Source organism: Clostridium sp. JNZ X4-2, from assembly GCF_054889485.1.
In genome coordinates, this window is record NZ_CM142685.1 from 2216977 (window position 1) to 2240621 (window position 23645).

The 23645-nt window shown below is 36.7% G+C and carries 21 protein-coding genes and 4 riboswitches; all 21 genes read right to left on the reverse strand.

What is annotated here, in order from left to right:
- Nucleotides 1-8: 8 nt before the first annotated feature.
- The 21 genes from asrB to ACYUJ6_RS10725 all read right to left on the reverse strand — a co-directional run bounded on the left by asrB (nucleotide 9) and on the right by ACYUJ6_RS10725 (nucleotide 23619).
- Complete coding sequence (asrB, locus tag ACYUJ6_RS10625; protein ID WP_461842760.1) at nucleotides 9-800, reverse strand: anaerobic sulfite reductase subunit AsrB; 792 nt, start codon at nucleotides 798-800, stop codon at nucleotides 9-11.
- Complete coding sequence (gene asrA, locus ACYUJ6_RS10630) at nucleotides 801-1802, reverse strand: anaerobic sulfite reductase subunit AsrA (RefSeq protein WP_461842761.1); 1002 nt, start codon at nucleotides 1800-1802, stop codon at nucleotides 801-803.
- A 221-nt stretch (nucleotides 1803-2023) separates the two neighbouring features.
- Nucleotides 2024-2713 (reverse strand): Crp/Fnr family transcriptional regulator, encoded by a 690-nt coding sequence (locus tag ACYUJ6_RS10635; RefSeq protein ID WP_461842762.1) that lies wholly within the window; start codon nucleotides 2711-2713, stop codon nucleotides 2024-2026.
- A gap of 20 nt (nucleotides 2714-2733) precedes the next feature.
- Complete coding sequence (gene gcvPB, locus ACYUJ6_RS10640; protein WP_461842763.1) at nucleotides 2734-4188, reverse strand: aminomethyl-transferring glycine dehydrogenase subunit GcvPB; 1455 nt, start codon at nucleotides 4186-4188, stop codon at nucleotides 2734-2736.
- The gene (gene gcvPA / locus ACYUJ6_RS10645) at nucleotides 4188-5531 is read right to left on the reverse strand and encodes an aminomethyl-transferring glycine dehydrogenase subunit GcvPA (protein ID WP_461842764.1); all 1344 of its coding nucleotides are present in this window, start codon (nucleotides 5529-5531) and stop codon (nucleotides 4188-4190) included. The genes gcvPB and gcvPA overlap by 1 nt, the downstream gene beginning before the upstream one ends.
- A gap of 4 nt (nucleotides 5532-5535) precedes the next feature.
- Nucleotides 5536-5916, reverse strand: coding sequence for a glycine cleavage system protein GcvH (gcvH, locus tag ACYUJ6_RS10650; protein WP_461842765.1), 381 nt, complete (start codon nucleotides 5914-5916; stop codon nucleotides 5536-5538).
- Nucleotides 5917-5939: 23 nt separating this feature from the next.
- Entirely contained in the window at nucleotides 5940-7046 is a 1107-nt protein-coding gene (gene gcvT, locus ACYUJ6_RS10655) for a glycine cleavage system aminomethyltransferase GcvT (protein WP_461842766.1), read from the reverse strand.
- Between the two features lie 56 nt (nucleotides 7047-7102).
- Nucleotides 7103-7196: riboswitch (glycine riboswitch) on the reverse strand.
- Between the two features lie 164 nt (nucleotides 7197-7360).
- Complete coding sequence (locus ACYUJ6_RS10660) at nucleotides 7361-8011, reverse strand: TorD/DmsD family molecular chaperone (protein ID WP_461842767.1); 651 nt, start codon at nucleotides 8009-8011, stop codon at nucleotides 7361-7363.
- Nucleotides 8012-8024: 13 nt separating this feature from the next.
- Nucleotides 8025-8606 carry a DMSO/selenate family reductase complex B subunit gene (locus ACYUJ6_RS10665; RefSeq protein WP_461845489.1) on the reverse strand — a complete coding sequence of 194 codons (582 nt, stop codon included), beginning with the start codon at nucleotides 8604-8606 and terminating at the stop codon, nucleotides 8025-8027.
- Between the two features lie 16 nt (nucleotides 8607-8622).
- Nucleotides 8623-10968 (reverse strand): DMSO/selenate family reductase complex A subunit, encoded by a 2346-nt coding sequence (locus ACYUJ6_RS10670; protein WP_461842768.1) that lies wholly within the window; start codon nucleotides 10966-10968, stop codon nucleotides 8623-8625.
- Nucleotides 10950-11420, reverse strand: a complete 471-nt coding sequence (locus ACYUJ6_RS10675) for a 2-thiouracil desulfurase family protein (protein ID WP_461842769.1) — start codon at nucleotides 11418-11420, stop codon at nucleotides 10950-10952. The genes ACYUJ6_RS10670 and ACYUJ6_RS10675 overlap by 19 nt, the downstream gene beginning before the upstream one ends.
- Nucleotides 11421-11671: 251 nt before the next feature.
- On the reverse strand, nucleotides 11672-12508 hold the full coding sequence (nifH, locus tag ACYUJ6_RS10680) for a nitrogenase iron protein (RefSeq protein ID WP_461842770.1): 837 nt from the start codon (nucleotides 12506-12508) through the stop codon (nucleotides 11672-11674).
- 61 nt (nucleotides 12509-12569) lie between these two features.
- Nucleotides 12570-13946, reverse strand: a complete 1377-nt coding sequence (locus ACYUJ6_RS10685) for a nitrogenase component 1 (protein WP_461842771.1) — start codon at nucleotides 13944-13946, stop codon at nucleotides 12570-12572.
- A gap of 40 nt (nucleotides 13947-13986) precedes the next feature.
- Nucleotides 13987-15504, reverse strand: coding sequence for a nitrogenase component 1 (locus tag ACYUJ6_RS10690; RefSeq protein ID WP_461842772.1), 1518 nt, complete (start codon nucleotides 15502-15504; stop codon nucleotides 13987-13989).
- Between the two features lie 47 nt (nucleotides 15505-15551).
- A complete protein-coding gene (locus ACYUJ6_RS10695) occupies nucleotides 15552-16412 on the reverse strand; it encodes an ABC transporter ATP-binding protein (RefSeq protein ID WP_461842773.1) in 861 nt (286 codons plus the stop codon).
- Nucleotides 16413-16447: 35 nt separating this feature from the next.
- On the reverse strand, nucleotides 16448-16666 hold the full coding sequence (locus ACYUJ6_RS10700) for a hypothetical protein (RefSeq protein ID WP_461842774.1): 219 nt from the start codon (nucleotides 16664-16666) through the stop codon (nucleotides 16448-16450).
- A gap of 243 nt (nucleotides 16667-16909) precedes the next feature.
- Nucleotides 16910-17010, reverse strand: a riboswitch (SAM riboswitch).
- Between the two features lie 89 nt (nucleotides 17011-17099).
- Entirely contained in the window at nucleotides 17100-18356 is a 1257-nt protein-coding gene (nifB, locus tag ACYUJ6_RS10705; protein WP_461842775.1) for a nitrogenase cofactor biosynthesis protein NifB, read from the reverse strand.
- A gap of 120 nt (nucleotides 18357-18476) precedes the next feature.
- Nucleotides 18477-19673, reverse strand: coding sequence for a methionine adenosyltransferase (gene metK, locus ACYUJ6_RS10710; RefSeq protein ID WP_461842776.1), 1197 nt, complete (start codon nucleotides 19671-19673; stop codon nucleotides 18477-18479).
- Between the two features lie 68 nt (nucleotides 19674-19741).
- The gene (locus ACYUJ6_RS10715) at nucleotides 19742-21112 is read right to left on the reverse strand and encodes an amino acid permease (RefSeq protein WP_461842777.1); all 1371 of its coding nucleotides are present in this window, start codon (nucleotides 21110-21112) and stop codon (nucleotides 19742-19744) included.
- Nucleotides 21113-21182: 70 nt separating this feature from the next.
- Nucleotides 21183-21291, reverse strand: a riboswitch (SAM riboswitch).
- Between the two features lie 80 nt (nucleotides 21292-21371).
- Nucleotides 21372-21480, reverse strand: a riboswitch (SAM riboswitch).
- A 123-nt stretch (nucleotides 21481-21603) separates the two neighbouring features.
- Nucleotides 21604-22518: a PLP-dependent cysteine synthase family protein gene (locus ACYUJ6_RS10720; RefSeq protein WP_461842778.1), complete on the reverse strand. Its 915-nt coding sequence runs from the start codon at nucleotides 22516-22518 to the stop codon at nucleotides 21604-21606.
- 435 nt (nucleotides 22519-22953) lie between these two features.
- On the reverse strand, nucleotides 22954-23619 hold the full coding sequence (locus ACYUJ6_RS10725) for a 3-oxoacid CoA-transferase subunit B (protein ID WP_461842779.1): 666 nt from the start codon (nucleotides 23617-23619) through the stop codon (nucleotides 22954-22956).
- Between the last annotated feature and the right edge of the window lie 26 nt (nucleotides 23620-23645).

The following is a 23645-nucleotide window of genomic DNA, read 5'->3' on the forward strand; positions in this document are numbered from 1 at the left end:
CTCCTTTTTTAATCCACCAGGTGTTTGGCTTTAATATAATTAAATACCGGACCTTCCAGACATATATAAGTGTCATTCATTTTACAATGTCCGCATTTTCCTGCTCCACAGCACATTTTTCTCTCGTAGGAAACCCAGATGTTTTCCTCTTTAATTCCTCTTTTTAAGAACTCAGCCAAAGTAAACTTCATCATTATGGGAGGTCCCACCACAATAACCTGTGCCTCTTCTAAATTTTTAATGTCCAAATCCTTAATATAGTTTGTAATCAGCCCTATGTTTCCCCTGTAACCTTCATCTGCCCCATCCACAGTTAAAGTCACATTGATGTTTTTGCTCCATTTTTCTATATTATCTCTAAACAGTATATCCTTTGGTGACTTGAACCCCATCAGCACATTAAAATTTTTAACTTCATTTCTATTATCTGAAAAATAGTCAATTACACCTTTTACAGGTGCAACTCCAGTTCCTCCTGCAGCTACAACAAGTTCCTTATCACTATATAAGTTCACATCAAAACCATTTCCATAAGGTCCTCTCATAAAAAGCCTGTCTCCTTTAAAGAAACTGTGAATCACATCTGTAACCAAACCCACCCGTCTTATAGTCAAGTCCACATATCCCTTTCCTATTTCACACACTGATATAGGTGCCTCTCCATACTTTGGAATGGAAATTTCAAAAAACTGTCCTGGTTTAACTTCTCCTGAAAACTCCATTCTGAAAGTGTAATCAACGTCCGTATGTTTTTTTATATCCAATATTCTGCTGGCCTTTGGCAGATATATGTTTTCCATTTACTTCACCCCGCTTACTGCATCATTTAATTTATTCACACAATTTGAAAAAGATATATATTCCGGACATGCATCGTCACATCTCCCGCAGCCGACACACATGTTGTATCCGAATCTCTTTTTAAAATCATAAACCTTGTGCATGACCTTAAATCTCATCCTTTCTCCATTATCCTGTCTGAAGCTATGTCCTCCGGCTATATCCGTATATCCGTCTACCTGGCAGGAAGCCCATACTCTTCTTCTTTCACCTGTATTTTTGTTGTCTTTATAAAAAATATCCTGCATGGAAAAGCATGTACAGGTTCCACATACCACATTACATCTTCCACAATTTATACATCTTGTGGAGTATTCTTTCCACATTGGATTAGTAAATATATCTTCATCTATATTTTCAGGAATCTTTACTTTCACTTCATTGGATTGTACAAATTTAGGTTTCACAGCACATTTCTCCATGTTATTAAAATAGCCTTCAAAAGTTTTATCCCTGCATTCTATAAATACCTTTTCACCTTTGTATCTTACAAACAAATCATATTTTTCAGTGCTATTACTTCCCATACTGCAGCAAAAACAGTTTTCAAAGCTGTTTTCACATTCCATAAGCACAAATTTAACTTTATTTCTTAATGTTTTATAATAAATATCTCCAAAACCATTTCTCAAATAAATTTCATCAATTCTCTTTATGGCGTGAATATCACAGCTTCTTAAAAATATCAATACTTTTTTGTCATCTGCTTTAGGCTCTGTTACAGAATCCTCAGTAAAATAAAATAATGTCTGGGTAATTGGAAGCAGTACCTCCCTGGGTGAAAAATTTGACTTTTTATTGAATTCTATTTCTTCAATGGTATTTATCTGTGCGTATCTTACTGTATCCGTATCTGAAAATGTTCCCTTACCCTTTAAATCCACTGGAGCATATATCTTATAATCTTTTCCCAATTTCCTCAAAAAACTGTTGAATTTGTCAGTATCAGCTGCAAACCCCATTTTTTATTTCCCTCCTTAAAATATTTATAATTTTATTTTTTACTATTCAATTAAAAATTGCTATACATTTAACATATCATAAATATGGAAAATGCAATGTGATATAAATCACACAAAACAAAAAAGACTATGCTTGTAATTATTTTGTACAAGCATAGTCTTTTATTACACAATAGCTTTCATAGGTATTTATTTTAAAACACACAATCCTGCTGATTACATTAAATTCCTCTAAAGTATATGGATAACTCTTCCGGATCTACAACTACTATTTTTTTATTGTGGAACTTGATCATTCCCTTTCTTTCAAAAGCATTTATGCACCTGGAAACAGTTTCTCTTGTACTGCCAAGCATATCTGCCAGATAAGTTATACTTATATTCAGATCAATAAGGGTACCACCGGTGATTTTTATGCCATAATCCCTGGATAATTTCCAGAGCTTGGCCGCCAGCTTTTTATCCATTTTTAAAGGTACTGTATTTTTTAACTGTCTGTAAAGCCTTCTTATTTTCCTGTTCATGGAGTTTATGATAATAGGAGTGAGGTTAAAATCTGCTGACATAATTTCCAGTAAATCATCTTTAAAAAAATACAGGATACAACTGTCTTCAAAAGCCTGACAACTTATAGATGCAGGTAAATTATCAAAGATGTCCTCATTTATAAAACTTTCCCTGTCTAAAATATAAATAACCCTTTTTTGTCCCTCTTCCGACATCCTGTACATGGTCACCTTTCCATCCAGTACCAAATAAATTTTATCCACCCTGTCTTTTTCACAAAACAATACCTCACCTCTATGAAGTTTTTTCTTAAAGGCCTTTTCTTTCAATAGCTTCAATGTAGACTCATCTACATTTTTAAATATGGACAGTTTATTAAAATCCTGTTGGTCAGCTTTAATCATTATTACACCCCTGAATATATTTACTTATTCCATTTTACTACAGGTTTTCTTGCAGCTTTAACTTCATCCAATCTCTTCATATAGGTAGTGTTAGGTGCAGCTTTAACTATCTCTGGATTATCTTCAGCTTCTTTTGCAATTTTTATCATATTCTCTATAAATTCATCCAGTGTCTCCAGTTTCTCACTTTCCGTAGGTTCTATCATCATTGCCTCTTTTATTATCAATGGAAAATATATTGTCGGAGGATGATATCCATAATCTATAAGCCTTTTTGCCACATCAAGAGTGGTAATTCCATTTTTATTATTTTTCAATTCCCCAAGTACACATTCATGTTTGCAGACACTATCTACAGGTACATTATAATACTCTTTAAGTCCTTCTTTTATATAATTTGCATTTAAAACTGCATCTTCACTGGCTTCTCTAAGACCATCCGCCCCCATACTCAGTATATATGAAAAAGCCTTTACCATAACTCCGAAATTCCCATAAAAACTCCTGACTTTTCCTATGGAATATGGCCTGTTGTAATCCAGATAATATTTATTGCCCTTCCTTGAAACTATAGGAACAGGTAAGAATTGTGAAAATTCTCTTTTGACTCCTATAGGCCCGCTTCCCGGTCCTCCGCCCCCATGAGGCGTTGAAAAGGTTTTGTGCAGGTTTATATGACACACATCAAATCCCATATCTCCGGGCCTTGTCTTTCCCATATTGGCATTCATATTGGCACCATCATAATAGAGAAGTCCTCCTGCATCATGAACCAGTTTTGCTATTTTCAGGATGTTTTTTTCAAAAAGTCCCAGGGTATTTGGGTTGGTCAGCATCAAGCCTGCTATTTCATCATTTAATACAGATTTCAAAGATTCAATATCAACTGTCCCGTCTTTACCGGATTTCACTTCCACCACTTCAAATCCTGCACAGGCGGCTGAAGCGGGATTGGTTCCATGGGCTGAATCAGGTATAATTATCTTTTTTCTTTTAAAATCCTTATTTTTTTCATGATAGGCTTTTATAATCATAAGCCCCGAAAGTTCACCGTGGGCACCTGCTGCAGGCTGCAGTGACAGTGTTTCAAAGCCTGTTATTTCCTCAAGCTTTTCACTTAATTCATACATGAGTTTTAAAGCTCCCTGAACTGTTTCCTCCGGCTGATAGGGATGAAGTTCTGAAAATCCGGTTAAATTTGCCATATTCTCATTTATTTTAGGATTATATTTCATGGTACAGGAACCAAGAGGATAAAATCCATTGTCCACTCCAAAATTCTTGTTTGAAAGAAGAGTAAAATGTCTTACAACATCAACTTCACTTACCTCTGGAAGTTCAGGCTCCTCCCTTCTTATAAGTTCTTCCGGCAGTAACTTGTAAATATCCTCCTCCGGTACATCGCATTTTGGAAGTGAATACGCTTTTCTTCCCTTTTTAGAAAGTTCAAAAATAAGTTTATTATACTCATCCATTACTTGATCCCCTCCAATACAGAAACTAACTTATCAATTTCATCCTTTGTTCTCTTCTCTGTAACACAGAGAAGCATGGAATTTTTATGGGAAGGATATTCTTTTTCCAGATCATAGCCTCCCAGTATTTTATTCTGCAGCAATGACCTGTTCACGTCATCCACCCTATTTGTAGGTTCAACTGCAAATTCATTAAAAAATGGTTTGTTGAACAGGGGCTTGTATTTCCCGTTTTCCGTAAGCTTCTTAAAAGCATAGTGGGCTTTTTGTGTATTTTGACAGGCAACTTCCCTGATGCCCCTCTTCCCAAGAGTAGTTAAATATACAAGGGCGGTTAGTGCATTAAGGGCTTCATTGGAGCAGATATTTGAAGATGCTTTTTCTCTTCTTATATGCTGCTCCCTTGCCTGGAGAGTTAGTACAAAACCTCTCTTACCTTCTGAATCCGTGGTTTCACCTACAATCCTTCCCGGGATTTTTCTAAGGTACTTTTTCCTTGTAGTCAAAAATCCAAGATAGGGTCCGCCGTAATTCATCTTGTTTCCAAGGGGCTGCCCTTCTCCTACAGCCACATCTGCACCATATTCACCGGGACTTTTTAAAATTCCCAGAGATATAGGATTACAATAGACTATTAAAAGTGATTTATTTTCATGAGTATATTTTTCAATATCCTGCAGCTCTTCTATTATTCCTAAAAAGTTTGGATTTTGCACTATAACAGCTGCCGTATCTTTATCAAGAGCTGCCTTAAGTTTATCTATATCTGTAGTTCCTTCTGTTTCATCTATTTCCATTAGATTCAAATCCTTAAATCTCAAATAAGTACTGAGAACTTTTCTAACTTCAGGATGAAGTGCTCCGGAAACAATTATTTTTTTACGCCTGGTCACATTTGCAGCCATCTGTGCTGCTTCAACACAGGCAGTTGCACCATCATACATGGATGCATTGGAAACTTCCATACCGGTTAACTCTGCCATAACCGTCTGATACTCAAATATAGTCTGAAGAGTACCCTGGCTTATTTCAGCCTGGTAAGGCGTATATGCAGTGTAAAATTCTGATCTTGATATTATATGTGCTATTACAGATGGTATATAGTGATCATAGGAACCTGCACCTAAAAAGCAAGTCAAATCATCACAATTTTTATTTAAGGATGCAATACTTTTCATATATGAACTTACTTCAAGTTCGGACATGGGCTCATTTATATCCAGCTTTCTATTTAATCGGATATTCTCTGGTATATCACAAAACAGATCATCTATATTATCTATCCCTATTTTTTTAAACATAAGCTGTTTGTCCTCTTCTGTCAGCGGTAGATATGGATTCATATTATCACTTCCCCTCACATAATTTTTCATAATCCTGTGAGGTCAAAAGTTCTTCAAGTTGTGAATTATCTGATACCTGAATTGAAATTATCCAGTTTTTATAAGGATCCTGGTTGATATATTCAGGGTTATCCACAAGTTCTTCATTTATTTCCAATATTTTACCTGATACGGGTATATAGAGATCCGAAGCTGCTTTTACAGATTCCACTGCCCCAAATGTTTCTCCTTTTGAAAATTCTGAATTTACTTCAGGTAAATCCACAAATACAATATCCCCCAGGGAATCCTGTGCAAAATCGGTGATTCCCACATAGGCTTCATCTCCATCCACCTTTATCCACTCATGATCTTTAGTGTAAAATGCCTTTTCTAAAACTTTCATTTTCCAAACCCCCGTATAATTAATTATTTTTTATAATTTTTTTTATAAAATTTTCTGTCTACTACTTCCGCTTTTAAAAGTTTACCTCTCACCTTTACGAAGATCTCAGTTCCAAGTCCGGAATATTTAAAATCCACAAGGGCAAGTCCTATATTCTTTTTAAGTGATGGGGAACGATATCCTGTGGTCACTTCACCTATTTTCTTATCTTCTGCAAGAACTTCATACCCATTTCTTGGAATACCTCTTTCCTTCATTTCAAATCCAATTATTTTTCTCTTAAGCCCTTCTTTTTTCTGCTTTAAAAGAGCATCCCTGCCTATAAAATTTTTCTTGTCAAGTTTCACAAAAAATCCTATTCCAGCTTCAAGAGGGGTGATGGATTCTGAAAGTTCATTTCCATAAAGGGGCAGATTTACTTCAAACCTCAGTGTATCCCTTGCTCCAAGCCCTACTGGTTTTATACCCTCTTCCCTGCCGGTTTCAAGTATTCTATCCCACAAATACTCTGCATTTTCAGTACCAGTATAAATTTCAAATCCATCTTCCCCTGTATATCCGGTTCTGGATACCAGGCACCTTTTCCCTGAAACAAGTACATTTCTTTTACAAAAGAAAAATTTAATTTCCTTTAAATCCGTATCTGTAAGTTTTTGAAGTATTTTTTGAGCTTTTGGGCCCTGAATGGCAAGCTGTATAATAGTAGAAGATATATTTTTGATATCCACATCAAAACTTCCCTTGTTACTCAGCATCCAGTGAATATCTTTTTCTATATTTGCAGCATTTATCACCAGGAAAAAGTGTTCACCATTAAACCTGTAAACTATGATGTCATCTACAATTCCGCCCTCTGGATAACACATTGGAGTGTACAGTATCTGATTGTCTTCAAGCACAGTTGCATCATTGGTAATTAAATTCTGAACAAAGTTCAGTGCATCTTTTCCCCTTATGTGGGCCTCACCCATATGTGAAACATCAAACAACCCTGCCTTTTCTCTAACTGCTTCGTGCTCAGGTATTATGCCTTCAAATTGCACCGGCATGGACCATCCTGCAAAGTTTATTATTTTTGCCCCATATTTTTTATAGGAATCAAACAGTGCAGTTTTTTTTAACTTTTCCACAACAAAACCTCCCTACATATTTTTATATAACAAAAAAGACATGCAAACTAACTAGTCCACATATCCCTGTTTATTTACCTGAGAGCTTCGATATAAAACATCTTTCACCTTCGGTACTGTTTAAAAAACAGATTCTCCAGAGTTTTGTCCTACAGCGCTATTTTTACCTGAAAGTTTTTGAGTATACACTGTGACTGTACATCATTGCTCCTTCGGTTAACCAATATTATCTCACGCTGTGTTCATCCAATTTTTAGCTTTTATTATTTTAATAATACACCCTGCTGCATATAATTTCAATAAAAAAATACATATTACAAGACAAGGCTGCGAATTTCTTTTATTTCTTTTAAATTATCCATTATCCAGCCTTCTGTCATATTGGAAAACTCAATCCAAAATCTAGTTTTGGCACTGGAATTTACACACTCTCTCCAGACAGGAACCCATTTGCATAAATGATCTTTTAAAAACTTTTCCATTGCTGACAAAGCCTTTACTATGTTCTGCAAATCATCATGCATTTTAACATCACAAAGTCTTGCCATAAAAAAAAGTTCAAAAGCCAGATGATCTGCCGGCTCTTTTGGACTCACCCCTAATCCAAATTCACCATAAAATCTTCTTACGGAAAGTTCCGATTTTCCGAAAATAAGCCTATCCTTACTCTCATATACAGATTCCCACATAGGTGCTAAAATATGTCCCGGTCCTATAAACAATCTTTGATAATCCTCTGATAATTCTTCCTTGTATTTGGAATTCAAATGATTCTCATTTATTTCATCTAGTATTATCTCAGCTTTACGGCACACAGTCAAATTATTTTTGCATTCAAAAAGTTTTTTCAGTAAATCAGTACCTCTTAAAATTTTCAATCCTCTACTCAAGCTGCCTCTGTAAAAAAGAGCCAGTGTGGAATATACAGCTTCTTTTTCCATAAACCACAATTCCATATCATCCATAAAAAAATTCTCCTTATGTTTTTAATGCATCTTTGTGTGGAGTAATTACTAAGGCAGGTTTTGTAATATTTGCTTCTGGCATACCTTTTACTTCACGAACATTCCCATATTTTTCTCTAAGCAAATTCAGGGGACCATAATCTAAAACCCTCATTGGGCAGGCAGCTACACAGACTGGAGGCTTTCCCTCGTCCAGCAAATCCATACAAAAATCACATTTTCTGACTTTTTTAACCCGGGCATCATATTGAGGTGCTTTATATGGACAGGCCTTAATACAATTACGGCATCCAATGCATATATCTTCACAAATATATACAATACCATCCTTTTTTCTCTTTTTAATTGCTCCTGCAGGGCAGCTTTTTATACATGCAGGATCAATACAGTGATTACAGCTGTCTGAAATCCAGAAGGCATATACATCAGGTATAATGGCCCTGCCCCTTTTTGTATAATTTCCGTCGGACACTTCATACACCCTTCTGAAATTTTGTCCTACTTCTAAATTATTTTTATCCTTACAAGCTATGCTGCATGTATTACAACCTGTACAATTTTTCTGTTCAAAATAAAATGCCAGTTGTCCGCACATTTTCAAGCACTTCCCTCTAATATACTTTTTCCATTTCAACTAGACTTGTATGGGATGGATTTCCAAAAGCCAATGGAGTTGGCTTGTATCTGGTTAAAACATTTATACATCCTCTCCTGTCAATTCCCTTTTCATCCGGAATCCACCAGCCTCCCTGAGGCAGTGAAGCAACTCCCGGCATAATCCTGCTGGTGATTTTTACAGGCAAAATTACAGTGCCCCTGTCATTGTATACCTTAACCATGTCTCCATCCTGAAGTTCCCTGGATTTTGCATCTTCACAATTTACAAGTATCCTCTGCGGCTCTACTTCCTCCATCCAGCTCATATTGTCAAAAGTTGAATGGACTCTTCTCTTTGAATGATGCCCTATGCATTGGATAGGATATTTTTCTGCCAGAAGATCTTCCGGTCCTTCCCATGCAGAAATATATTTAGGAACTGCTGGAATCTCTTCATGATTGTTCATTTTCCACAATCTCGGTGAAAAAATTTCTATTTTTCCTGAAGGCGTTGGAAATGGGTTGTTTACAGGATCCTCAATTTGCTTCTTAAAGGCAATGGAGGGTTCATCATAAATCCAGCGATACACTCCTTTTTTCTTGAAATTTTCATAACATGGGAAGCCGGGATTTTTCTCAGCTGTTTTTGCAACAAGGTATTCTATCCAGTCATCCAATAATTTTCCCTCTGTAAACTTTTCTAGAAGTCCAAGCCTCTCGGATAAATCCCCTATCCATTTATAGGCATTCCTGCACTGAAACACGGTATCAACTGCTTTATTCATAAAGAGTACATAATCACCGAACCCCCAGGGGGTAACTATGTCTTCCCTCTCCATCATATCATCTGCAGGCAGTATTATATCTGAAAGTTTTGCACTTGCAGTTAGAAAATGATCACTTGTCACAATAAGCTCTACCAGATGCTCATTTTTCAAAAGCTCTGCAGTACCATTTGAATCTGTATGTTGATTTACAAGACAGTTTCCCCCCAAATTAAATATGAGTTTTATATTGGAAGATAATTTGTCTGTGCCTTTAACACCCAGGTTGGTTCCCATACTTTTGCCCCTGATTATGGCATCCGGCCAGCTGAACATGGAGATTTTACTTTTATTGGGATTATAATGGGGAATTGATGCCACATAACCCTCCCTAACTGGATATCCCGTACCTGATGCCCAGCCTCCGCTGATACCCACATTGCCTGTCATAGAAGCTAGAACCGTTCCGCCTCTGGCTATCTGCTCTCCATAGGCATGTCTTTGAGGCCCAAATCCCTGTATCAATGCACCTGGTTTATTTAAAGCATATTCTCTTGCCAATCTGATTATAGTTTCTCTGGGTACCCCTGTAATAGCTTCAGCCCAGGCAGGGTTTTTTGGTATTTTATCAATTCCCTTTCCAAGCACATAGTTCTTATAGGAATTTCCATATGGAATACCCGGCGGCATATGTTCCTCATCAAAACCAAGGCAGTATTTATCTAAAAATCTCTGATCCTGCAGGTTTTCGGTAATCATAACATATGCCATTGCATCCAGCAGTGCATTATCTGTAGTGGGCCTAATGGGAATCCATTCATCTGCAAGGGCAACTGCCGTATTGGAATAAATAGGATCAATGCTTATTATTCTTGCTCCTGCCTTCTTTGCCATTTTAAGATAATAGGAAGTATTTGTTCCATGTATGGTATCTGCCGGATTAAATCCAAGCAAAATGATGAGTTTCGAATTAACCCAGTCCTCCCTGCTGTTTCCAGTATATACAGTACCAAAAGTATAGGGAGTAGCCGCTTGGGTACAAGCCGTACTGTAGGTTCCATAATAGGATAAATACCCTCCATACATGCCAAGAAGTCTTTTCATCCACACATTTTCTGAAAGTTTTCCTTCATTTCCAGTTGCATATTGAATATATATGGAATCCGGTCCGTATTCATGCATAATTCTTTTTAAATTGTCTGCAATAGTATCCAGGGCTTCATCCCAGCTAATGGGTTCAAACCTGCCTTCACCCCGTTTTCCCCTGCGTTTCATAGGATACTTTAATCTGTCACAGTTATACATGCGATTGCGATAAGAGCGGCATCTCAAACATCCCCTTAGCTGTGGCATTTTTTCTGTATCAGGAATATCATCCTCAGTGGATATTCTCACTACACGATTATTTTTAACATGTGCTTTTATAATGCACCTCCCACCGCAGTTATGAGATCCCGATGTAGGCACGATTTTTTCTTCTTCATCCATACTAAAATTTGATTCAAGAGGATAAAAACCATCCTCTTGAATAAGCTCTCTTATAAAATTCAGATCCTCATCATCAACATTTAAAAGTCTTATTCTGTTTTTGTCCATTTGTCTATTTCCCTTTCAACTTCATCTAATTGATCTTCCCCAAACACTTTGATACCATTTTGTCGCAGTAATTCAGTGGTTTTCCCCTGGCCTAACTTTTTAGTACCGGTAAATGTACCATCATAAATACATGAACTTCCACAAGACGGACTATTCTGCTTTAGAATGGCCAATATTACATTCTGATCTTTTGCCAGGGAAAGAGCTGCCTGTGCTCCTTTTTCATACTCAGAGGTCACGTCCAATCCAGCACTAGTAATTACTTTATCTCCCTGTCTCTGGGAAGCCGGTCTTGGAACAGGAAGACCTCCTGATACCTCCGGGCAAATACCTATAAGTCGTCCTTCCTTGAACCATTTAAGAAAGCGGGGATCATAACAAGCTGCATCCCCATTATTATAACGGACTTTTTGCCCCAGCAGGCATGAACTCACCAGAATTTTTCTTTTCATTATAATTATCCCTCCAAGTTTATCTGGAGATCACCATTGTTAACACCTGAGCGGAATAAACAATACTGTGTCTCTGAATAAATTTATCTAAGGTTTATATACAAAAGTATTCCTTATGAGCAAACTCATCTAAACCCAAGAATTACTTAATATTATAACACTAAAAAAAAAGCTTCCTGCTGTAAAATCCACAGGAAGTTAAGTTATATTTATCATCTCTTAAAGTTCATTATGAAATTGATGATAATATTTTAGACAGCACTTAAATTTTTGTCTATAAGACCATGCTCCAGAAATATTTCCTCCAATCTCTGCTGGGACATAGGTTTTGGTATCACAAAATTATTGTTTGCCTCTATAGTTCTTGCAAGGGATCTGTATTCCTCTGCCTGATTTGAACCTGAATCAAATTCTATAACAGTCTGTTTATGGATTTCTGCCCTTTGTACCACATTGTCCCTGGGGACAAAATAAATCAGCTGTGTTCCCATTTCCTCGGCAAATGCCTTAAGCAATTCTTTCTCATTGTCCACCATTCTGCTGTTGCATATTATTCCACCAAGTCTCACACCGCCTTTATTGGCATACCTTTTTATGCCCTTTGATATATTATTAGCTGCATAAAGTGCCATCATCTCACCGCTGGCCACAATATATATTTCCTTTGCCTTTCCTTCACGGATGGGCATAGCAAAACCTCCGCATACCACATCACCTAGTACATCATAAAACACATAGTCCAGATCTTCTGTATATGCACCCAGCCTCTCCAGCATATTTATAGAAGTTATAATACCTCTTCCTGCACACCCTACTCCCGGTTCTGGTCCCCCTGATTCAACGCATCTTATTCCGTTGAATCCTCTTTTCAAAATGTAATCCAGATCTACATCCTCGCCTTCCTCCCTCAACGTATCCAGCACTGTTTTCTGTGCCAGTCCACCTAAAAGCAGCCTTGTAGAATCTGCCTTTGGATCGCAGCCCACTACCATTACCTTTTTCCCAATTTCAGATAATCCTGCTGTCAGGTTTTGTGTAGTTGTCGATTTGCCTATGCCGCCTTTACCATAAATTGCTATTTGCCTCATATATTATTCCTCCATGTCTTTTTTATTATAAAATTTTATATTAAAATCAATATTCGAAAAACTATGCACTTGCGCTTACTATAGTGGTATATATTTTTTCAATCAATGTAAGTGCTCCTTTGTATCCTACATAAGACTTTGATAAAACCACCTCATAGGATGCAGGAAAACCCACTTCCACTATGAACCCCTTTAACTCTTTAGCAAGATCTCTTTCCCAGGTGGTTCCGAAAATAATAGGTGGTTTATGACCAAAATCAGTTTCCCTTATTTTTTCATGAATTACATAGCTGTCCTCTTCAAATTCCACATCAGTAGAAACATCTTCTGCTATATTCTTATATTCATTACGGATAGCCTCTCTATATTTTTCAGGGGGGTTTTCAGTAATAATCTGCCTTGCAGGTATAAGTCCAAGCTGATTTACCAAAAATTTTGTCAAGGCCAAATTATATGCACTGTCACCTATGACAGAAAATTTTGCAGGAAGTCCCCACCAGTACTCTGCATAAAAATCGGAAAAATCCTCTAAATACTCATAGTATTTTTTTTCTTCTTTTTCTATGAATTTCTCTGATTTACTTTTATCTATTCCTGCAAAGTCCACAACTTTCCTTAAAAAGCTGCTGGTTTCCTTTGCTCCAATTGGAATAGTTGAAATATGCAAATAAGGCTGCCCATACTTCTTTTTTAAATGTTCTGCAGTCTTAAGCCCAAGCCACGGTGACAATACCAAATTAAATTGAGCCTTTTTTATATTTTTCCATTCTGAAACTCCCTGGGACTCATGTCCAAATAAAATATTTACTTTAAGTCCCACTCCCTCCAGTATCCTCTTTATTTCAGCCAGATCACCCCTCCAGAAGGTGTTGTGGAAAGGCAGCAGGGACCATACATTTACAAGCCCTTTTTCAAGAGGTCCATTGTAATCACCTGCATACTGGTCAATAATAGCCTCTGCAACCAACTCATGGCCTGTAAAATTATTTCCTTTAAACCCTCCTGTTTCAGCATAAACTACAGGCAAACCCTTGTCCTGGAATTCGCCTACTACAGATCCCACATCATCTCCCACAGTATCGGGAATACAACCTGTCATAACCACAAACAAATCTGCATCCAAAACTTTAAAGGTAGCACCTATAAGTTCCCTCAACCTGTCTTCCCCACCGAATACAACTTCCTTCTCATAAATATTAGTACTTGGTACAACTGATCCTCCACCGTAGCCTCCTCCTTGAAAACCATTATAAAAAGCTATGTTGGCTGTCTGTTTATCCACACAGCCCGGGCCGCAGTGGGCAATGGGTATTACTCTTGGAATTGCAAAGGCACTGTGCATGGCCCCAAGAGCGCAGCCATATCTTATCTGCTCGATTGAATTTGATTTTTTTGTAATTTGATTTATATCTTTACATTCTAGTTTTACATTAGGCACTGTGTTCACTCCTCTTCTATTAAAATCAATACTGTTATTTTTAATATTCTGCTTTTACAAAATTATCTTTTTTAAGTGCATAAGGATCTTCCTGAGCAAGCCACCATTTTGTATATGGCAGTTTAACATGCTGCTTAAGATCCTGATGAAATTTTTTATGTGCCAGTATATCCAAAATGGTTTCACCTAGATTTAAAATTCCTTCATAGCCTATTGCATGGTGTTCATCACCAAGTGGTGCAGATGGAATTCCCATACGTGAAGCCAATGGAGCAAGACCTGCATGTCTTATAAGAATGAAATCAGGTTTTACATTCTTAAGCAGTATATAAAACTGATACTGCTGTCTGTTACTTACTGTAAAGTTTGGTACATCCCCATAATTATCTACTAAGAATTTCAATGAATCTTTATTTGGATCATTGCTGTCATATATTGGATCATGATGGAATACCAAGGAACCATCCACTTCCACACCCAGTTCCTTAAGTACTGCAATAAGTCCATGAGAATATGCTGATCCCGTAGCTACATAGCCTTTTTTTCCTTTAAGAAGTTTTCTAAGTTCGGCAAGTCTTGGAGCTATTTTCTTATGTTCCCTTTCTATATATGCCTCTGCTTTTTCTTCTCTGTGGGTAACTCTTGCAATTTCTCTTATCCAGGCATCCGTTCCTGCTATACCATAGGGTTGTGGAGCTTTAATTTCGGGAACCCCAAATTGTTCTTCAAGTCCTGCGGCCAGATAAGAAGAAAGCGTATAGCAAAATCCAACAGTAGCTGCAGCTTCTGAGAGCTGTTCCAAATCTTCAACCTTTGCCAAATCCACTATATAATTAACCCTAAGTCCAAGTTCCCCCAATATAGGCGTAAATACATCACTTCCCCATAAATTTATTACATTGATCAGATCTTCCTGTTTCTTTGGATTTTTGCGTACCAGCTGCCTCAGTATTCCATGCTGGGTGGCATCGAATCCCGTGCTCCAGTGTTTGGATCTAAATCCCTCACAGTACATGGGGATAACCGGTATTTCAAGTTCCTCCTGCATTTTGCCGGCCACACTATCTATATCTTCACCAATAATTCCTGTGGCACAGGATGTGGCAATAAAAATTGCTCTAGGATGATGCCTGTTCCAGGCATCTCTTATGGATTGTTCCAATTTGCCAAGAGCTCCAAATACCATATCCGTTTCCTTTATATTAGTGTTAATTATTTTAATATTTTCCACCGGCAGGTTTCTGATTGCCAATCCATTCCTGTATATGGAATTATAGGCTGCCTGACCTGTACCGCAGCCTATGGGCGAATGTTGAATCAAAACCGCATCTCTTATATTACCAGCCTGACATTCTACCATCTGCTCACTGCATCCTGAGCCCTGGGTAAATGGTCCTATGGTTTCACAAAGTCTTTTTCCACCATTTCCCCTGCAGCCTCCGCAGGTATATGAAGAATCCCTGGAGAGCTCGGAAGCTTTTCCTGTTTTCCAGCCAATAATAGTACCAAGGCGTTCTTCCCGTGTTTTTACCACAGAAGTATTTAAATCGAATTTCATAAATTACAACCTCCCATTATTTTATAAAAGTATTTACATATTTAAATTTATACCATAGCTTCTGCTTGAATTTTATCAGCATCTCCGTGGAGAAGCTCCCATATTCTATTCCTGTTGGAATTGAATTCCTGAGAAGTTCTGATTTGAGAATTAATCCTTGGCCTTGGAAGTTTTATATTTATGATTTCCTTAATTCTGCCGGGGTTAGTTGACATCACCACCACTCTATCGGCCAAAAATACCGCTTCTTCAATACTATGGGTAATAAACACAATAGTTTTGTTTGTCTTCTCCCATATATTCAATAATTCTTCCTGAAGAGACTCCCTGGTCTGGGCATCTACTGCTGCAAAAGGCTCATCCATAAGCAGCACCTCAGGATCATAGGCCAGTGCCCTGGCAATGGCAACTCTTTGTTTCATTCCTCCCGACAGTTCATGGGGATATCTGTTTTCAAATCCATTTAATCCTACCAGATCTATAAATTTTTTACTTATCTGATGTTTTAAATCTTTTGTCATGCCTTTTATTTCAAGGCCGAACTCAATATTTTTCTCTACAGTTCTCCATGGAAACAGTGCATAACCCTGCAGTATAATTCCTCTGTCCAGAGCAGGTGCCGTAATCAGCTTCCCATCTATATAAACCTTTCCTGATGTAGGTCTTGACAGCCCTGCCAGAATATCTAAAAAGGTAGATTTCCCGCAGCCGCTTGGACCTACCACTGTAATAAATTCTCCTTTTTTTACCTTTAAATTAAAATTATCAAGTGTTAAAAATTCTTCATCTTTCTGACGATTTTGTGATTTTATATTATAACATTTTCTTACATTATCAATTACAATTTTATATTGCCTATCCTTTATATTTACACTTTCCTGTTTAGATTTTTTCACTACTTTTTTCATTCAAAACTCCCCTCCCATGGGATTTTATATTCATATTATTCTTTGACTATATAATTGGGCTGTGATCCAGAATTGCCATATTTGTCAAATTGATGGGTTACTATATCACTGACCTTTACCTTTGCATTTTTAGGAAACGCACCGATCGTCTTACTTCCAGCTGTCCACTGCTGTATATCCCTGTCTTTTATGACTCCATCATCTGCATAATAGTAATGGCGCTTACAGGCGCTCCTATGGCATCTGATACCCATTTGTTGACTTTTGCACCTTCTTTTTCATCAGGTATGCTTTTGTTTATATACCATTCTTCTTTTTTTGTCTGAATATTGAGTTTTTATAAAATATCCGAAAATGAAATGCAAAAAACACCAGAAACTTATCTCTACAAAAATAAGTCTCTAGTGTTTCTAGTCAACTTTTTGTAATCTTACGAAAAAACCTATATAAAATAAAAAACTTTCCTGTAAAGATAGATACAAGAAAGTAATCTTTGTTTCTCATCTTTCAGATTATAATCTGCTGGAATTGGCACCGTTAAATAAATTCAGGTTGCCGGACATCATAGGGCCAGTCCCTCCGTCTCTCTTGATAAGAATTTTATTCAAATTATTTGATTATATTACTTACTATACCAAATAGCATATATATTGTCAAGAAATAAAATTAATCTTCCTATTCTTTTTTCTACTTCATCAATTCCATTGCCTTTTCTATTCCCTCCTCTATGGTGCTGTACATCTGAAATACTCTTATGCCTTTTTCATGAAGCTTGATTACAGGTTCAAAGCCAATGCGCAATACAAGTACTCCGTCGCAATCATCCACACATTTTATAATACCGGATATTCTGTCATCATGTCCAGTACACTCCTGTGGACCTCTACAATACACCTCCACATTTCTTTTCTCATAAAACTTGATATTTTCTTTTATCACATCATATATATACAGCTGGGACACATGTCCAAAGTGTTCATCTATATAATCTCCTGAACTGCTGGCCACGGCAAATCTATAGTCCCTGTTCTCCTTATGGTCTCTATGGATTTTCTCAGGCTTGTCAAGAGAAATTATATTTTTCCTGTAATCCCTGAACTGAGCTGATACATCTTTATTCAAACTTCCTATGGCATCCGCCCTGCACTGCCTGCAATGATACATCTGTTTTAAATGTGGTTCACATTTTTCCCTCATGTTCTTCAATTCAGATTCATTTACAGTATCCCTGTTTTCAAATACACTGCCCTTTACAGGTATTAGAGGCATTATATTGGTCATATAGGCACCGCATTCTTTAACTTTTTTCACTATTTCAGGGATATGAGTATCATTAATTCCCTTTATCATCACAATATTAACCTTTGTCACAATGCCTTTTCCAGCAATATATTTCAGCCCTGACAATTGATTATTCAGCAGTATCTTCCCTGCTTCCTCACCTACAAAAGTCTTTCCCTGATAATTGACAAACTTATAGATCCTGCCGCCTATTTCAGGATCAACAGCATTTATTGTTACAGTAACATGGGTAATTCCCAGCTTTATTATTTCATCGGCATATGCAGGAAGCATTAATCCATTGGTGGAAAGACAAAATGTAATATCCCTGCACTCTTTCTTTATTAATTCTATGGATTTTCTTGTCTCTTGGAAATTTGCAAGTGGATCTCCTGGTCCCGCTATACCCACTACCGTCAAATTTTTTACTCTGTTTTTTACTACCTTGAATTTGTCTCTGGCTTCCTCAGGGGTTAGAATTCCGCTTGTCACACCAGGTCTTGATTCATTTACACAATCATATTTTCTATTACAAAAATTGCAGCTCACATTGCATTTCGGAGCCACAGGTATGTGCATTCTGGCATATTTATGGGCGGCACAATTATAGCATGGATGCTCTAATGTCCTCTCCTCAATACTTTTTGCAAAATTAACAGGCATATTTTATTATCTCCTCTCTCTTATAACTTTAAATAAAAAGGCTAGATAAGCTTATTTTCAACTTATCTAGCCTCCAGTATTTCTGGTCAACTACATTTAAAAAGCACAGAATTTTTTATTTTAATAGTACAAAACATTGTCAAACAACTTTTCCTTTATTTCATCAACCTTATCAAGTTTCTCCCAGGGCAAATCTATATCGGTTCTTCCAAAATGTCCATAAGCCGCTGTTTTCTTGTATATGGGTCTTCTCAGATCCAAATCTCTTATGATAGCTGCTGGTCTTAAATCAAACAGCTTATTTATAATTTCTATTATCTTCTCTTCAATGATTTTCTCCGTACCAAAGGTATCCACACTTATAGATACCGGTCTTGCCACACCTATTGCATAGGCAATTTCAACTTCTATTTTGTCTGCCACACCTGCGGCCACTAAATTTTTTGCTATCCATCTTGCTGCATATGCTCCTGATCTGTCAACTTTCGTAGGATCTTTTCCTGAAAAAGCTCCTCCCCCATGCCTTCCGTATCCACCGTAGGTATCAACTATTATTTTTCTTCCTGTAAGTCCTGAATCAGCCTCTGGACCTCCTTTTACAAATCTTCCTGTAGGATTAACAATATATTTTGTACTAAAGTCTATAAATTTTTCAGGTATTACTTTTTTTATAACCTCATCTATTATGTCCTTTTCAATTTGTTCGTGTCCTATGCCTTCTTCATGCTGGGAGGATATCAAAACTGTATCCACCCTTATAGGCTTTTCACCTTCGTATTCTACTGTAACCTGAGTTTTTCCATCCGGCCCAAGATAAGGAATAATTCCATTTTTTCTTACCTGGGCAAGTTTCCTTGAAAGTTTATGGGCTAATGATATGGGAAGTGGCATGTACTCTGGAGTTTCATTGGTGGCAAATCCAAACACCATTCCCTGATCTCCCGCACCAATTGCCTCAATAGTATCTTTTTCTCCTCGTTTGGCCTCCAGAGATTCATTTACCCCCAGGGCAATATCTGAAGATTGTTCATCTATGGAGGTTATAACAGCACAATTGCTGGCATCAAACCCAAATCTGGAATTATTGTACCCTATATCGCTGATAGTTTGTCTAACTATTTTAGGTATATCCACATAAGCTTTAGTTGATATTTCACCTACTAAAAGCACTAATCCAGTATTTACAACTGTTTCACAAGCCACTCTTCCATACTTATCCTGTTCAATGACTGCATCTAGAACTGCATCAGATATTTGGTCGCAAATCTTATCAGGATGTCCTTCTGTTACTGATTCCGATGTAAATAATCTACTCACTTTAAACCCTCCAATTTATTTAAATATTTTTTATGCATAACTCTAATACGAACTTAAAATGAAATTTTTTAAGAGTCTCTTATCTTCTTACTGCAAAACAACTTATATAAAATTACAAGTGCCAGTACCCATACCGGTATGACATAAAGAGCCACCCTGGTGGCAGGTAAAAATCCCAATGAAACAACAATGGCCAACAGATATATTATAGTAATATAGGATGATATAGGACACAGCGGCATTTTAAATTTGATTTTCTCACCTGCTGCAGATTTTTCCTTTCGAAACTTCAGCTGGGTTATTAGAATGGTTCCCCAGGCAGTCAGAATAGCTATAGTTGTCACTGAAGAAATATATCCAAAAACCTTTCCTGGAACAAAATAATTCAATATTACAGCAATTACTGCTACTCCTGTGCTGAAAAGTATTCCTACATAGGGTACTCCGGATTTATTCACTTTACCAAATACCTTTGGTGCATTATTATTCAGAGCCAAACTATAAAGCATCCTGCCATCCACATACAGAGCACTATTCATACCTGAAAGAGCTGCCGTTAAAATAACAAAATTTATAACTGATGCAGCTGCAGGAATTCCAACTTTGGAAAATACAAGTACAAAAGGACTTCCATCTATTCCAATTTTGTTCCATGGATAAAGCGCCAGCATTACAGTAATAGACCCTACATAAAAAATAAGTATACGCCAAAACACATCGTTTATTGCCTTGGGTATTGATTTCTGAGGTTCTTCTGCTTCACCGGCAGTTATACCAATAAGTTCCACACCTCCAAAAGCAAAGGTTACAAAAACAAAACATAAAATAAATCCCTTAAATCCATTGGCAAAAAATCCACTATTATCCCATATATTAGACAATCCAACAGAATGTCCAGCATTATTAAATCCTAAAAATATAATCAATATTCCAAAAATAATCATGCATATGATAGCAACTACCTTTACAAGGGCAAACCAGAATTCAAACTCACCGTAAGCTTTAACACCAATTAAATTAATTGCAATCAGTATTAATAAAAATATTAGGGCAGTAAGCCATTTTGGAAATTCAGGCAGCCAAAACTGAATGTAAATTCCCATTGCTGTAAGTTCAGCCATAACAGTAGCTGTACATTGAAACCAATAAGTCCAGCCCGAAAAGAATCCTGCAAAAGGCCCCAGATAACGAGTTGCATAAGCACTAAATGATCCTGAATTAGGCTGGTCTACAGCTAATTCCCCCAATGCCCTCATAATCAAGAAAATAAATAAACCACCTATTAAGTAGGCTAAAATAATAGCAGGTCCACCTGTTTTAATAGCATCAGCAGATCCATAAAATAAGCCTACTCCTATAGCACCGCCAATAGCAATCATCTGTATATGACGATTCTTTAAATCCTTTTTTAATGGCTGTTGTTCTAAATTTTTGCTCATTTCATACCTCCATAAAAAACTAATATAAAAACTTCCTACTTGAGAAAACATAGGAAGTTACATTTTATGTTTCTCATCTTTCAGGACTTACCTGCTGGAATTAGCACCATTGATTATATAATGCATAATCAGGTTGCCGGGTATCATAGGGCCAGTCCCTCCACCTCTCTTGATAAGAACTATCATATTTAATTTTAAATTTGAAGTCAAAATAAAAAACTTCCTGCTGAGAAACCGCAGGAAGTTATATTTCCTCTGTTTCTCATCTTTCAGGTTTTCACCTGTTGGATTTAGCACCGTTGGGTATATAATACATACCAGGTTGCCGGGTATCATAGGGCCAATCCCTCCACCTCTCTTGATAAGAAATTTTATATTTTGATCTACAAACATCAAACTGATTATATTTACTATATAATTTTTAAGCTCTCTTGTCAATACATATTAAAATAATAATCTCAATATTGTCAGCATCATTTGTCAGTTATCCCTTAATCATACAAACTTTTACTGAAGTATCTGTCTCCCCTGTCCGGAAATACAGTAACTATATTACCTCTATCTATAGTTTCAGCCAGTTTTAATGCTGCCGAAAGAGCTGCTCCTGAGGAAGATCCCACTATTAATCCTTCTCTTCTTGCAAGTTCCCTAACTGCGGAAAAAGCTTCATCATCATTTACTTTTATAACTTTATCCACTAAGTCCAAATCCATAGTATCCGGCAGGAAATCATTCCCTATGCCTTCAATGGCATAACCGTGTTCTTCAGTACCTCCACCAAGAGTAGAACCTTCCGGATCAGCCAGTATAGCTTTTATATGGCTGTTCTTTTCCTTTAAATATTTTGCTATACCCGTAAAAGTTCCCCCGCTGCCTGCCCCGGCAACAAAATAATCTATTTTCCCCTTCAGCTGTTCATATATTTCAGGACCTGTTGTAATATAATGAGCCTTGGGATTATCTGCATTTTCAAATTGCCCCAATGATATGGAATTGGGTATTTCATTTAAAAGTTCCCTGGATTTTTCTATAGCTCCCCTCATTCCGCTTTCCTCAGGAGTATGAACTATTTCTGCCCCAAGTGCTTTCATAAGCACCTGCTTTTCTATTGAAAACTTTTCTGGAACTGCAAATATTACCTTATATCCTCTATTTAATGCTCCTAGTGCAATTCCAAGCCCAGTATTTCCAGCTGTAGCCTCTATTATTGTATATCCTTTCTTTAATTTTCCCCTTTTTTCAGCCTGCTTTATCATATAATCGCCAATTCTATCCTTTACACTGCCTCCTGGATTAAAATTTTCAAGCTTTGCATATATATTGACTCCATCTTTTAAATCAAATTTATTTATTTTTAGTATAGGTGTTTCTCCTATCATTTCTTTAATATCATCAAAAACTTTCATATAAGATTCCTCCATCTAATACTTGTTAAATTCATTTATTATTTTTCAAATTCCGGAATTTTGAAAAACAAAAAACCTTCTGCCTCTTTACAGAGGCAGAAGGTTACTTCCGCGGTTCCACTCTGTTTAATAATATAAATCGTAAAAATAACAAACAAAATACGATAAATAAAATAAAACTTTTATTGGTACAATCATACCTCAACATTTTAACGGTTGTATCCGCTGAAATCTACTTCAATTCAATTCAGTGCTCCAAGATGCACTTCAATTACTCTCCGCTAAAATTTCCTTGCACCTAATGGAAATTTTCTCTAAATAGCATCCTGTAATTTACTCTTCTTATCATTGCAATTTTTAATAACCTCATAATACTACATAAATATAATTTAATCAAGTATTATTTTGCATTTTAAATAATTTCAACTTTATATATTATAAAATATCACTGACCTTTAAATTCTCCGATATTATAAGTTCCGGCTCAGTATCTTTAACAACTTGCTCTACTGTAAGTCCTTGTGCTATTTCTTCCAGAAGCAGTCCCTCATCTGTAACCTTTATTACAGCTTCATCAGTAATAATTAAGTTCACTGCTTTAACTGCCGAAATAGGCATGGAACATTTTCTCTTGATTTTAGATGACCCATCTTTGGCTTTATGTGTCATGGCAACCACTACCTTTTTAGTACCTACCAGTATGTCCATAGCTCCTCCCACTCCAGGTATATATTTATCATTTCCACATGGCACTGCCCAATTGGCTATATTTCCTTCTGAATCTACCTCTAAAGCACCTAATATGGTTATATCTACATGTCCACCTCTTAAAATCAGAAAAGCTGTATCTAAATTAGCAATGGAACAACCGGGCAGTGCATTTATTGGTCCTCCGCTTGCACCGCAAAAAAATGGACTGTCCTCATTTTCTTTTACATCTGTTCCAAAATTCAAGACCCCGTTTTCAGACTGCAGCATAACATTTATTCCCTTTTCAATATAGTTGGCTGCTAAAGTTGGAATACCAAATCCAAGGTTTACTACCATTCCATCCTTTAATTCTCTGGCAGCTCTTTTTGCTATCTTATTTTTTATATTCATTTGAAATTCCCCCCCGCTTTTAAGTT